General features: G+C 39.6%; 13 protein-coding genes and 2 other annotated features (1 of these 15 only partly in view). Of the genes, 7 read left to right on the top strand and 6 right to left on the bottom strand.

Features of this window, described 5'->3' with window-relative positions; genetic code table 11:
* Positions 1 to 141 precede the first annotated feature (141 nt).
* The 3 genes from tal (at position 142) to HNW13_RS01715 (ending at position 3113) form a co-directional block, all read left to right on the top strand.
* Positions 142 to 1095 carry a transaldolase gene (tal, locus tag HNW13_RS01725; protein ID WP_101086373.1) on the top strand — a complete coding sequence of 318 codons (954 nt, stop codon included), beginning with the start codon at positions 142 to 144 and terminating at the stop codon, positions 1093 to 1095.
* A 15-nt stretch (positions 1096 to 1110) separates the two neighbouring features.
* Positions 1111 to 2748 carry a glucose-6-phosphate isomerase gene (gene pgi, locus HNW13_RS01720; protein ID WP_192114411.1) on the top strand — a complete coding sequence of 546 codons (1638 nt, stop codon included), beginning with the start codon at positions 1111 to 1113 and terminating at the stop codon, positions 2746 to 2748.
* A gap of 179 nt (positions 2749 to 2927) precedes the next feature.
* Complete coding sequence (locus HNW13_RS01715; RefSeq protein ID WP_101086371.1) at positions 2928 to 3113, top strand: DUF3545 family protein; 186 nt, start codon at positions 2928 to 2930, stop codon at positions 3111 to 3113.
* A 132-nt stretch (positions 3114 to 3245) separates the two neighbouring features.
* Here the strand turns inward: HNW13_RS01715 and HNW13_RS01710 are convergent, their stop codons facing one another.
* The 4 genes from HNW13_RS01710 to thrA all read right to left on the bottom strand — a co-directional run bounded on the left by HNW13_RS01710 (position 3246) and on the right by thrA (position 8727).
* Entirely contained in the window at positions 3246 to 3788 is a 543-nt protein-coding gene (locus tag HNW13_RS01710; RefSeq protein WP_101086370.1) for a hemerythrin domain-containing protein, read from the bottom strand.
* Between the two features lie 184 nt (positions 3789 to 3972).
* Positions 3973 to 5256, bottom strand: a complete 1284-nt coding sequence (gene thrC / locus HNW13_RS01705) for a threonine synthase (RefSeq protein WP_192114410.1) — start codon at positions 5254 to 5256, stop codon at positions 3973 to 3975.
* Positions 5257 to 5302: 46 nt separating this feature from the next.
* On the bottom strand, positions 5303 to 6262 hold the full coding sequence (gene thrB / locus HNW13_RS01700) for a homoserine kinase (protein ID WP_192114409.1): 960 nt from the start codon (positions 6260 to 6262) through the stop codon (positions 5303 to 5305).
* Positions 6259 to 8727 carry a bifunctional aspartate kinase/homoserine dehydrogenase I gene (gene thrA / locus HNW13_RS01695; protein WP_192114408.1) on the bottom strand — a complete coding sequence of 823 codons (2469 nt, stop codon included), beginning with the start codon at positions 8725 to 8727 and terminating at the stop codon, positions 6259 to 6261. The genes thrB and thrA overlap by 4 nt, the downstream gene beginning before the upstream one ends.
* A gap of 62 nt (positions 8728 to 8789) precedes the next feature.
* Positions 8790 to 8912, bottom strand: a sequence feature (Thr leader region).
* Between the two features lie 543 nt (positions 8913 to 9455).
* On the opposite strand from thrA, the gene slyD reads away from it, so the two are divergent.
* The gene (gene slyD, locus HNW13_RS01690; RefSeq protein ID WP_011638355.1) at positions 9456 to 10022 is read left to right on the top strand and encodes a peptidylprolyl isomerase; all 567 of its coding nucleotides are present in this window, start codon (positions 9456 to 9458) and stop codon (positions 10020 to 10022) included.
* 247 nt (positions 10023 to 10269) lie between these two features.
* Positions 10270 to 10647, top strand: coding sequence for a hypothetical protein (locus tag HNW13_RS01685; protein ID WP_101086366.1), 378 nt, complete (start codon positions 10270 to 10272; stop codon positions 10645 to 10647).
* A gap of 273 nt (positions 10648 to 10920) precedes the next feature.
* On the opposite strand, the gene trpR is transcribed toward HNW13_RS01685, so the two are convergent.
* The gene (gene trpR, locus HNW13_RS01680) at positions 10921 to 11199 is read right to left on the bottom strand and encodes a trp operon repressor (RefSeq protein ID WP_101086365.1); all 279 of its coding nucleotides are present in this window, start codon (positions 11197 to 11199) and stop codon (positions 10921 to 10923) included.
* Positions 11200 to 11514: 315 nt separating this feature from the next.
* On the opposite strand from trpR, the gene HNW13_RS01675 reads away from it, so the two are divergent.
* The gene (locus HNW13_RS01675; RefSeq protein ID WP_101086364.1) at positions 11515 to 11964 is read left to right on the top strand and encodes a cytochrome c; all 450 of its coding nucleotides are present in this window, start codon (positions 11515 to 11517) and stop codon (positions 11962 to 11964) included.
* A gap of 103 nt (positions 11965 to 12067) precedes the next feature.
* On the opposite strand, the gene HNW13_RS01670 is transcribed toward HNW13_RS01675, so the two are convergent.
* Positions 12068 to 12733: a cytochrome b/b6 domain-containing protein gene (locus tag HNW13_RS01670; RefSeq protein WP_192114407.1), complete on the bottom strand. Its 666-nt coding sequence runs from the start codon at positions 12731 to 12733 to the stop codon at positions 12068 to 12070.
* A gap of 495 nt (positions 12734 to 13228) precedes the next feature.
* On the opposite strand from HNW13_RS01670, the gene raiA reads away from it, so the two are divergent.
* The gene (gene raiA, locus HNW13_RS01665) at positions 13229 to 13582 is read left to right on the top strand and encodes a ribosome-associated translation inhibitor RaiA (RefSeq protein ID WP_101086362.1); all 354 of its coding nucleotides are present in this window, start codon (positions 13229 to 13231) and stop codon (positions 13580 to 13582) included.
* 123 nt (positions 13583 to 13705) lie between these two features.
* Positions 13706 to 13748 (top strand) — a sequence feature (Phe leader region) (it continues 79 nt past the right edge of the window).

Genomic DNA, 13748 nt, shown 5'->3' with positions numbered 1-13748 from the left:
TTAGCAACAATAATGGCTTTAAATAAGCGAAAATAACGGATAATTTCGTAATTTTTTTACAAATAAAGTTGGAATAATCCCTAAAATCGCTTCTAATAAAGGCATTGATCTATATTCATTGCTTAACGAGAGGAAATTTCCATGGCCAATGCACTCGCGCAACTCAAATCATTCACGACCATCGTTGCTGATACCGGCGACATAGAAGCTATTAAGCGTTACCAGCCTGAAGATGCAACAACCAATCCATCACTCATTTTAAAAGCCTCGCAGATCCCTGAATATGCTTTTCTTATCGAGAATGCTATTGAATGGGCTAAAACTCAAAGCCAAAGTATTGAACAACAGATTGAAGATGCAGGCGACAAACTTGCAGTCAATATTGGCGTAGAAATTTTAAAGCTAGTACCAGGTCGTATCTCAACAGAAGTCGATGCTCGCTTATCATTTGACAAGCAACGCTCAATCGACAAAGCTCATAAGCTAATCAAATTATATAAAGAAGCCGGAATTGATAAATCACGAATTTTGATCAAACTAGCTTCGACTTGGGAAGGTATTTGCGCAGCAAAAGTACTTGAACAAGAAGGCATCAACTGTAACCTAACATTGCTATTTAGCTTTGCTCAAGCAAGAGCCTGTGCAGAAGCTGGCGTATACCTTATTTCGCCTTTTGTGGGTCGCATCCTAGATTGGTATAAAAAAGACACAGGCCAAGATTACACTGCAGAAACCGATCCTGGTGTGGTCTCTGTTACTGAGATTTACAACTACTATAAGCAACATGGTTATAACACTGTTGTAATGGGTGCGAGTTTCAGAAATATTGGTGAGATTATTGAATTATCAGGTTGCGACCGTCTAACGATTGGCCCTGCATTACTAGAAGAATTAGCCAATACTGATGTAGAGATTATCCAGAAATTGGTTGCGACACCAGCAACACAGTCGGCTCCAACAGCACTCACTGAAGAACAATTCCGCTGGGCATTTAACGAAGACCCAATGGCAGTAGATAAGTTGGCAGAAGGCATTCGCAATTTTGCCATCGATCAAGGCAAACTAGAAGTTATGCTAAAAACAAACTTAAGCTAGTTGGAGGCTTTACTCGTGACTACACTGACTCAAAGCACGACTTGGAAGGCGCTACAAACCCATTCAAGTCAACTACCTCACATGCGCGAATTATTTGCCCAAAACCCACAACGTTTTGAGCAAATGAGCGTTGCGGCTTGTGGTCTGTTTTTAGATTACTCTAAAAACCGTGTGAACGATGAAACACTTAAGCTGCTATTCTCTCTCGCTAAAGAAGCAAAACTGAGTGAAAAAATTACTGCAATGTTTAATGGTGATGTAATTAACAACACCGAACAGCGCTCAGTATTGCACACTGCATTACGCAGTAAAGCAACTCAAACGGTTATTGCTGAAGGAGCGAATATCGTTCCCGAAGTGCAACAAACATTAGCCAAAATGGCTAAGTTTGTTGGCACGGTGCAATCAGGTGAGTGGAAAGGTTATACCGGTAAAGCGATTACAGATATCGTCAGTATCGGCATTGGAGGTTCTTTTCTTGGACCTAAAATTGTTTCACAAGCGCTTAGACCATATTGGCAAGCAGGGCTTAATTGCCATTTTGTCGCCAACGTTGATGCTACTTCAATCTGTGAAAAATTAAAAAATCTCAATGCTGAGACCACATTGTTTGTGATGTCGTCAAAATCATTCAGTACTCAAGAGACTCTTACCAATACCCTTAGCGCTAAAGATTGGTTTTTAGGCCAAGGTGCAAGTCAACAAGATGTGGCGAAACACTTTGTTGCTGTAACATCAAATGTGGCTAAGGCAACTGAGTTTGGTATGGACGCTAACAACATATTCCCAATGTGGGATTGGGTTGGCGGACGCTACTCATTATGGTCAGCCATTGGTTTACCAATCGCGCTACTTATTGGTATGGATAACTTTAAAGACTTGTTAGATGGCGCGCATCAAATGGATGAGCATTTTACTAACACGCCTATCGAACAAAATATGCCCGTCATCATGGCTATGTTGTCTGTATTGTATGGTAATTTTCATGGTGCTCAATCACATGTCATTTTAACCTACGATCATTACTTACGTGGTCTTCCGGCTTATTTTCAACAACTCGACATGGAAAGTAATGGTAAATCAGTGACACTCGATGGCACTGACGTCGATTACAGCACCGGTCCCGTCATTTGGGGCGGTGAAGGTACTAACGGTCAACATGCCTATCATCAGTTGCTACATCAAGGCACAGCACTTATTCCTGCCGACTTTATTATGCCGTTGCAAAGCCACAATCCGTTGGGTGAACATCATGACCAACTTGCATCAAACTGCTTTGGGCAAACCCAAGCCTTAATGCAAGGTCGTACCTACGATGAAGCACTGGCTGAACTAAGCAATAGCCAGCTTGATGAGCAACAAAAACCGCTTATAGCCAAACATAAGGTAATGGTTGGTAACAAGCCAAGTAATACCTTATTGATGGATAAGCTAACGCCAACAACATTAGGTGCGTTAATCGCGCTATATGAGCACAGAACCTTTGTTCAGGGTGCTATATGGCAGATAAACTCATTTGATCAATGGGGTGTAGAGCTAGGTAAGCAATTAGGCAATGATGTGCTTGAACGAATTGGTGCAGACCAAGATGCTACCGATTTAGATGCATCGAGCAATGCATTAGTGAACCTGTATCGTAAAGGTAAGCTATAGAACAAATACTAGCCTTAAATAAAAACCTCAGCTTGCTGAGGTTTTTTTATGCGTTTTTGATATCAAATTCACTAAACTGTGATTTATTAGTAACGTAAATGCAACACAACTATTGCACCCTATAGCTGAAATATGGTACTTATTTGTGCAGAGACATCATAATAACAAGGGAGGTTACCATGGATCGATTAGACTATGGTGGTGCGCTAGACGAAGTTGTTGAAAGACCAACCCGCTCAAAAAGCTCGTCAAAAAAACGCAAATGGCGTGAAATTGAAACCATTAAGGATAAACAGCGTTTACTCAAGGAATTGCAAGATATTGATGATTCATTCGATTTTGATGTTAATACATTAGTGCTTTAATTGGATCCCACCACATTTAACACTTAACGATAAAATCGATTAAAAGAGCGCATAGAGCGCTCTTTTTGTTTGCCAAAATTTATAGGTTGGTTATGAATGTACATCACAACCCTCTAGCCCAGAATAATCACATCATTTGTTATCTGAATGTTCAATATAGGTCCGTAAATCTTCAAAAATCGTTTTATCATTATCATTAAATAACGGATCTTCAATTAAGCGATTTTGACATAACACGTTGATTTTTTGCCAATCGTTATTGTCTAATGCCTTAACAAAATTAGGAAATACTTCCCGTTCTTCATACTGCATATGCAATTGTTGTAGGTCAATATATTCTTGCAGATCGTTAATCAACTTGTCGCGCGAGATAACCACATCCGAAAGAATCATATTCAAACTATAAACTAAAGCACCCGATGCCTCAGCCAAACGATGATGTTCATTATAAAGTTGGCCACAATTCGCTAAACCCGTTTTATTACTGTAATAATCGAAAATAATATCTTCCAACGGGTGATGACTATGCTCAGCATAGCCTTGCATATACTCAACGATATCCCTAACCAGATTAAAATTAACTCCGTTACCTTCAGCCAATCGAGTCAATTTATTCGAAAGGATATTCAACAAAATGGCAATATGCTTATGATCGCGCATTAAACGTTGCAACATAACCTTCTCCCGTCATCTATCTACAAAACACCAATGTATAAATAATAGCCAATAATGCGTCTTTTACTAATCTACACTGTGATAAGCATTATGAGGTATGACCAAGATCATAATATTGAAATATAAAAAAACACCTAATGCCAATCTCATTGATATTAGGTGTTAGATATTTGAAGCTAAGGGGTTACTTTAACACAGCAAACATATGAGCCTTAAGCTGACCAAAATCAGCATCTAATTCTGCTGACAGAATCGTTTTGTGTGCCACTGCAGCTAATTCAGGAGGTAACGGCAAATTAATGGCCAACTCACGGTCAACCACATCTTTAAACTTCGCAGGATGCGCTGTACCTAGAAATACACCAGTTTCGTTACCTGTTAGGCCAAGCGTTAATGCATGAGCTGCAATCGCCGCATGAGGCTCTGATTGATAACCCAACTGATAAAGTTCTGCTAAAGCGCCAGCGGTATCATCTTCAGAAAGAGCCACGCCAGCTACCAATGATAACGGCCAGCCCATTTGCTCACAAATCGCTTCAACACGAGGCCAATTACTTGGCTCTGACACATCCATAGCATTTGACATAGTCGCTACCGTTTTATGTGGCTGCCATTCTCCACCAGTGAGATAACGCGGTACAGTGTCATTGCTATTGGTTGCTGCAATAAAACGTTTAATAGGTAACCCCATGGCTTTAGCAAATAACCCGGCCGTTAAGTTACCAAAATTACCGCTGGGTACAGACATCACAAGCTCATTATGTCCAGCTTGCTTTGCTTGCGCTACCGCTTCAAAGTAATAACATATCTGAGCTAATAAACGGCTGATATTAATCGAATTAGCAGAATTTAACGCTAAGCCATCGCGAACATCACTGTCATCAAAAGCTTGTTTTACCAGATGCTGACACGCATCAAAGTCAGACGTTACTGCCACAGTATGAATATTTTTACCTAAGGTGGTAAACATCTTCTCTTGTAGTTCGCTAATTTTACCTTTTGGGTATAACACCATTACATTAACGTTATCTAAACCGTAGAATGCATCCGCTACTGCAGCGCCAGTATCACCCGATGTTGCGGTTAAAATGGTCAGTTTTTTATTGCCAGCAAGTAAATCAACACATTGGGCCATAAACCGTGCGCCAAAATCTTTAAACGCTAATGTAGGGCCATGAAAAAGCTCTAAACAAGCGCGTTTATCATCAACCTTAACGAGTGGTACATCGAAGGTAAATGCTTTATCAACAAGCTTATCAACATTCTCCTGCCCGAGTTCATCCGCTAACCAAGCACCCAAGACTTTTTTACTTCGCTCAGCAAAGGGTAATGCCAGTAATGCATCAATATTGGATAGTACTGGAATGGACTTTGGGAAAAACAATCCTCTATCTTTACCTAAACCCAGCTGAACCGCTTGACTGAAGTTAACTACCTGCGATGGGTGTTTTAAATTATATAATTCCATTGCGACTGCCTTTTAAATTTCAATATCAATAATGTGAAAGAGAGCGTTACACGCAGCGCGTGCCAAGTTTATCTAATTTACAAACGTGAGCAAAACCACCTTGCTCCGAAATATAATGTTGCATCAGCCAGTTTTTGGCTTTTTCTGCGGTGGCTAAATCGTCGGTTACACTAAACAATGTTGGGCCGCTGCCAGAAATACCACTAGTCAGCATGCCTAATTCAGCTAATGCTGATCGCGCTTCGGTATAACCAGGAATTGCGGATGCACGATAAGGTTCAGCCAAAACATCTTTTAGCATCTCAATCGCTAATGCGGCATCTTGCTGATAACTAGCGTGAACAAATGCACTTAAGTAACGTCCAAAATCGATGGCAACAGACTTATCATATTGCTGCGGCAGTAATTCGCGCATTTTGGCTGTAGATAATGAAATCCCAGGATAAGCGACTACCCAGTACCAGTTATCAAAACTTGGAATAGCAGCACATGCTTGGTCACGAGAGTTGAGCATTAGCTGCATGCCGCCTAAATAGCATGGCGCTACATTGTCATAATGCACGCTGCCAGATATCTTCCCTTCAAACTCGCCCATCAATGCTAATAAAGCTTGCTGGTTAAAAGGCTGTCCAAAATGTTCATTTAAAGCATATAACGCGGCGACAACTGAACTGGCACTAGAGCCTAAACCACTGCCGACTGGCAGGTTTTTCTCTAGACAAACAGTGACACCATCTTGTCGTTGTAATTTATCTAAAAAAAACTCAGCGCATTGGTAAACAATATTGTCCTTACCATCACTTGGTAATTTATGTGCCCATTCACCTGTTTGGCTATATTCAACCCCGCGGGCAGCAGCGCTAATCATCACTCTATCGCCCAATAATGAGCCGTCAATCGGCGCCAATGCAGCGCCTAGCAAATCAAAGCCAACACCAACATTACCCATAGACGCTGGAGCATACACAGTAAGCGTGTCTTGGCTTACTTTTAACGTTTGATTCATAACCCAACCTCACGAGTCCAGTTTAAGGTTCTTAATACGTCAGCAAAAGCCCCGGCAGCAGTAACATCGGTACCAGCACCATAGCCTCTTAATACAAAGGGAATTGGTTGATAATAACGGCTATAAAATGCCAGCGCATTCTCGCCACCTTTAACACTGTATAATGGATCCGTTGCATCGACTTCAACAATTCTGACATGGCATTGCCCATCTTCAATTTGGCCAACATAACGCAGCACTTTACCTTCGGTTTTAGCCGCCGCGACTCGAGCAGAGATAAGGTCATCTAATGAAGCAAGATTGGCCATAAATTGATTAACATCGCCTGAGTCATCAAAATCAGCAGGCAATACAGATTCAATATTAATGTCTTCAAGCTCTAATGGCAGGCCAACTTCACGAGCAAGAATGAGTACTTTACGAGCGACATCCATACCACTTAAATCATCACGAGGATCGGGTTCAGTAAAACACTTGTCACGCGCAATCGCAGTCGCTTGCGATAAGCTCATACCGTCATCTAACATACCAAAAATGTAGGATAATGACCCAGACAAAATACCATTAAACTTATGTAGCTTATCACCGGCGTACATGAGTTTTTTCAAGTTATCGATAACCGGTAAACCAGCTCCTACCGTCGTTTCATACAAAAACTGTCGACGCTGAGTTAAAGCCGTTTTACGCAATGCTTGATAGTAAGCATAATCACGAGTGTTCGATTTTTTGTTTGGGGTAACAACATGGAAACCGGCATTCATCACATCAAGGTAACGGTCTGACACTAACTCGCTTGATGTACAATCAACCAGTACAGGATTAAGTAATTGCTGCTCTTGTCCCCACTCAAGTAGCTTAGCTAAATCATACGTTTGGCCCTTCTCGGCCAGTAATGACTGCCACTCGCCAAGTTCAATACCTTCACTATTCAACAACATTTGGCTCGAATTAGCGATCCCACATACACGAATACTAATGTGTTGTTCTTTTAACATCGCACTTTGCTGCTTGATTTGATCGAGTAATCCAGCCCCCACATTACCGCTACCGACTAAAAAAACATCAAGATACTGCTGAACATCGAAAAATGCTTGATGGCATGCTCCAATAGCATGTTTGGTTTTTTTCTGTTGAATAACAGTAGAAATAGAACGCTCAGATGACCCCTGCGCAATAGCAACGATGTTGACACTGGCTTTAGCTAGTGCTGTAAAAAATTTAGCCGCTACGCCCTTATGGGTTTTCATACCATCACCAATCAAAGACACTATCGCCAAATCTTGACGCAATTCAATCGGCTCAAGTAATTCACTTTTTAATTCAAGCTCAAATTCTTGTTCTAGTGCCCATTTGGCTTTATTTGCTTGAGAAGTAGAGACACAAAAACTGATACTGTATTCAGATGAGCTTTGGGTAATAAGCGATACCGAGATGCCACTGCGAGAGATAACCGCTAAAGTCCTGCTTGCCATGCCGACCATGCCTTTCATTCCTGGGCCAGAGACGTTAAACATGGTTTGATTATCAAGATTGGAAATTGCTTTAACTTGTAGCCCTGTTTTATCATCATCATTAGACACCAATGTACCGGGAGCTGACGGATTAAAACTGTTTTTGATGTAACAAGGAATTTGATATTGAGCAATTGGCGCAATCGTTTTAGGGTGCAACACTTTGGCGCCAAAGTACGAGAGCTCCATCGCTTCTTGATAGCTTAATTGTGACAATAATTTAGCATCAGCAACCACTCGAGGATCTGTGTTATAAACCCCATCAACGTCAGTCCAAATTTCACAACTTGAGGCATCTAAACATGCCGCCAGTACCGCAGCTGAATAATCAGAACCATTGCGGCCTAATGTGACGATCTTGCCCTGAGCATCTGCAGCAGTAAAACCAGGCATCACCCACACTCGATATTGATCAAGCGGTAATAAGGTAAAGCGAGGTTTGCTCACCGCAATATCAACGACCGACTCCAACGGCTGACCATGCGCTAAAAATAACGCCACTGGATCTAATTGTGCTGAAGTGATGTCTTTCGCCAACATAACTTGTTCCATTAATGCCGCAGATAAACGCTCACCCGTCACAACTATTTCAGCACGAACACTATCAGGGCATTCGCCTAGCAGTTTAATACCGTAAAGTTTATCTTTCCAAACTTGCATTTGTGCCGTTAATTTTCCAATCAGCAGCTCATGTTGAAGAGCCGTAATAAGTGATGCCGCCGCGTCAGAAAACAGCCCGCTATAGACCAAATGAATATGATCTAATACCGGTTGATAATCATGTTGTTCAACTGCTATATCTACCATTTCTAAAAGCGCATTGGTCACTGTAGCAGGAGCTGAAAGCACTGTAGCAACAGATTCTGTCAAAGCCGTATCAGCAATAATATCTGCCGCCATCGAAAAACGAGGCCAATTCGCTAGCGATGTTCCACCAAATTTCATTACTTTCATGTCGCTCTCCTTGTCACTCATAAAGTGACAACATTAAATTAAAATCAAATGATTAGAATAAAAACAAAAAAGCCCGCTTCAGTTGTTAGAAGCGGGCTTTTTATGCAAAATCTTTTAGGGTGTAATCAGCCCGCCCCCACTATGGTAATAGTGGTGGTTGTAATGGTTGTAATTACAACGAGCATGAGGGTAAACATTTGATGATTCTCTTCGTTAAGTTAAATGTTAACTGCCGATAATATTTAATTAGATTAAATAGCTGATCCACGTTGGCTAACAGAATTGCTTTTTTAACCTAAGGTTGTCAACCCCTCATTACAGTTTATTTACTAGTTATTTTTTAAGTTGAGTTGATTTTTTTAATAATTAAGTTATTAAAAATCAATAATGAGTAGTGATAACCATTATTGATTGCCTTATCCAACGTTAACGTAGACGTAAGAGTAATAAATAAAGTTAAGTAAATACAACAATTTCATAATGATAGAAGTAGTAACTTAATATGTATTCATAAAAAGATTGCCAATAAATGTGTAACCAAGATGATTTATCCGCCTTAGCTATTTCCTACACCAATTAAATGATTTATTTTCACCATCAGTCGATGTAAAACATGCAGCATAAGACAAAACAAAAAAAGCTCTGATTCAATAACCAAAAACTGATGTTAGTCATCGCAGCCTTATATCAAAATACGGTATGATACTCACATCACAATTGGAGGCGATATGAAAATTACAAAACATGCGGCGGTCACTATTCATTACCGCTTATCTGATGAGCAAGGTCTATTAGTAGAAAGTTCATTTGAAAGTGAACCAATGGTTTACTTACATGGCACTGAAAATTTAATTCCTGGACTTGAATCAGTTTTGGAAGGTAAAACTGTTGGTGAAAATATCGAGGCAAAGATCCCTGCGGAACAAGCCTATGGCGAATATCACCCAGGTTTAAAGCAAGAAGTTCCTGTCAGTGCATTTGGTGATGTCGAAGATATCGTTCCAGGTATGCGTTTTATCGCTGAAACTGAAATGGGTCAACGCCCTGTTCAAGTAATTGAAGTGAAAGATGATGTCATCGTTGTTGATGGTAATCACCCTCTAGCGGGTCAGTCACTGCATTTTAGTGTCGAAGTTATTGCTGTAAGAGAAGCAACAGCAGAAGAGCTATCTCATGGACATATCCATGCAGAAGGTGGCTGTGGTAGCCATGGACACGATCACGGACACGACCATGAATCATGTGGCACAGAGAAACCTGGCTGTGATGGAAATGGCGGCTGTGGCTGTCGTTAATTCATTATTGATTAAATAGATAAGTGACTCATTCTATCTTTCATGTCTATTTGTCAGTAGAAAGGTTGAAATATCATAAGGTATTGTCTATTCACTAGGCGATACCTTTTTCTTTAGGTTAATCTTAACCAGTTAATTACATCAATTAGTCAGATTTATTGTATCGACCGTTAAGGATAACTTGGGTGATGCAATCCTCACTAATTGACACCCAATATAATAATTAATAACTAGCGACGGAGTGCTTATGTTAATTAAACCGCTGTATGAATTACTGCCGTTCACTTACATGCTTGTAGGCAGTGTCAGTATTTTTCTTCTTGAACCTAATTATGCACTTATTGCTTCAATTGTAGTGTATTTATATGGTGCACATATTTACAACTTACGTTCCAAGAACCGTAGAACCGATCCCAAACGTAAACGCAAATCAGGATTAATCCCCGAAACGATTTATGGTCTATTACCCTTTATTTACGTATTAAGTGCCGTGAGCCTTTATCGTTTTTACCCTAGAGATTCGAGCACACTTTTTGCTCTGTGCCTAACCACGTATGGTGGATACCTATTTTTAAGACGTTTAAGTTATCGTCATCACAGATTACCGCGGGGAGTTAGCCAATAGTCAGATTTATTATTGCAATGAGGATCAAAAAGGTTAACTGAACAAAACAGCATAATGAATTGATTAGCAAGTGTTAATAGTGAACCTAATGTAATTAAAATCGATGGGTGTCTATTTGATTTTATGAGCAATGCTTTAGGCTCGATAGGTAATAAAAGACACCTATCGAGTCAGTTATATTGGTGATTTATCAGCACTGAATTATCAGCATTGAGGACTGAAATATTGTGTCGATGCGAATCGATGACCAATTACTTAGCTTAGAATCAATTGTTAATCTAGAATCAATTTTTTAACTAAGTCTCTTTGATTTACTGGCATATTTTTTAAATAATTTGAACACCGTGTAATCGTTGCAATACTCACTTGATGTTCTGCAGCAATTTGTCTCTGACTCAATTCCCCTGCTAATAACGTTTGGAACACCTGTAAACGCCCAGAAACTGCACTTCGCTCTTCTTCGGTTAATAATAAATGAAACAACACCGACAAATCATCTTCATTTGCATGGGTTAATATTTTTTCTACCACTAAATTCCAATTGGCACGCATTGTTTTTTCTCTTTTTAGTAATGCCCAGACATTACAAGTGTACCAAGGAAAGACGTCGATTAGCAAAATTGCTACCGATAAACTTGTAATGAAAAATGAAAAATAACTGCGGGATGCTATTGATGAAAGATATCGCAAAATGCTTATAAAATTGTGTAGAATGAGATGTAATACCCTCATAACTAAGCGCTAAAAACTCGACTAAGCAGTAGGCTGAACACTTAATGGTTAGCACTTTAGTTAAAATTTAGCATAATTATGTGGATATCTGTGCTTATGGAACCGGTACCACCCACAAAAAAGTGAAGGATGACGATGAAAAAGATATTACTAACGGTTGCGGCAACCGCAATGATGATCCCTGCTGTGTTTGCGAATAATTTTGAAGAACCTGCAGATGCCATTGAATACCGCCAAGCTGCTTTCGGCTTAATTGCTTATAACTTTGGTGATATGGGCGCTATGCTAAAAGGTAAAAAACCTTTTGATGCTGCTGTATTTAGTGCTCGTGCAGATAATGTTGCAGCGCTATCAAAAATACCACATGAAGGTTTTATTGCTGGTTCAGATAAAGGCGATACCGAAGCACTAGCTAAAATTTGGCAAGATAAAGCCGATTTTGATAGCAAAATGACTGCATTTCAAGATAATGCCGCGGCATTAGCTGTTGCAGCTAAATCAAGCGATAAAAATAGCATTAAACAAGCTTTTGCTAACACTGGTAAAAGCTGTAAAGGTTGTCACGACGTTTACAAAAAAGACTAATTTGATTAGTTAGCTCTGGTGAGTATAAGTAGCTCTACTCAATAGTGAAAATGATAAAAGCCCATCTTTATGGGCTTTTTTATTGGCTTTAATTAACCTGAAATTATAAAAAACTGACCACAGGTTCGAGTAACAACCACCAAATAGCAGCAAAAATAACTGACACGATAACTAACGCCATCCAAGGCGAACGCAATGTAGGTGAAGTGACCTGCTCGGTAACTTGTTTATAACCGCTGAACATGGCTTTAAGTACATTGTCGCCCTTAAAAACATGCACTAACACGGCAATAATATGTACCGTAGCCAAAGCCAAAATAAGATTGAAATTAGTTTTATGCAGCCAGGTTAGCCACCCCGCAGTATCTGACGAAACTAGATATATCAGCGGACCTTCAGTAAAAATATCATCTGTTGCAAATAAACCGGTACTTAACTGCAACACAAGTGATCCCAGCAACACAATCACCATATAACCACCTAGTGGATTATGCCCAAGTGACGAAGGTTTAGGCTGGGCTTTCGCGTAAGCGATAACTTTTTTAGGTGCAACAAAAAAATGTGTAAACTTAGCGGTGTCACTTCCGATAAAGCCCCAAATTAATCTAAATGTAATCAGAGTCATCAATAGATACGCCAATATCTGATGCCACTGCATTTCACCTATTTCGGCTGTCCACCATAATCCGCCAATTAAACACACCATAGCCCAATGGAAAAAACGTGTTGGAAAATCCCATACCTTTATTTTTTGTTGTTCTATACTCATTAATAACCTGCTTATTACTATTCTTTACTGACAAATTATAAACTCATCAGTAATAAATAAAACAAGAAGGTTTACAAACTAATACAAATAAACATGCTTACGCAGCTAAAAAAGACAACCAAAGAAGCTTTGCTTTATAAAGAGGATGAACCTAACGAGAAATAATAAATCAATGTCAGCTAAGTAACCAGTAACATAGGATAAAGGAGCATGCTTGTAGAGCGTTTATGAATAAGACAACCCCATACAAAACCGTGCTTGAAATTGTATGAAAAAACCTCAGCAAAGCTAATTAAGTATTAACTTATCCATACAAATATGAGCCTATATTGACAGCATTACAAGCATATTTAATGGCTTTTTTGTTCAAAACGTCTAAGAGATCAAATATGCAGCACTCGACATATAAAGCCGGTAAAAGTGTGATGTAGATCACGAATTTTATGGTTAACCTTGGTAATCTGGAGTTAAGCAAACAACAAGAAGGTTCTAAATATGCTGAAAATCACTAGCAAACAACTTGAAGTCACTGCCCTTATCCGTGAACGTATTGAAGGACGATTAGAAAAATTAAGTCGACATGATATTCAATTAATTAACCCGCACGTCATTATTACTCAAGAAAAGCAGTTGTTTAAAATAGAGGCATCAGTTGGATTACCTAGTGGAGATTTATTCGCCCAGGCAAAAAGTGAAAACCTATACGCAGCAATTACTGCAATGGGACAAAAGCTGGAAAAACAGCTAAATCGCCTGACCCACAAACCCCAGGCTCAACGCCATGTATCATTACCAAATGACACAGAAAGCGAATTTGAGTATGTTTATAAGGAGGAAAACGCCGCTTGATATTATTTATCTCTCACCAGCGCACCTTCGGGTGCGCTTTCTTTTGTCTATAATCCAATACTCAAGCCTTGATGAGTAAATTTACGTTGACAGTCGCCTGTCAGAGCTTTAGTTTTACTCCATGAACAAAAAAATATTCAGCCTTTTTATTTTCTTTTTTATTCAG

The sequence above is a fragment of the Shewanella sp. BF02_Schw genome (assembly GCF_014596695.2).
Classification (GTDB): Bacteria; Pseudomonadota; Gammaproteobacteria; order Enterobacterales; family Shewanellaceae; genus Shewanella.
The sequence above is the reverse complement of the archived record's forward strand: the minus strand, read 5'-3'. Positions and strand labels throughout refer to the sequence as shown.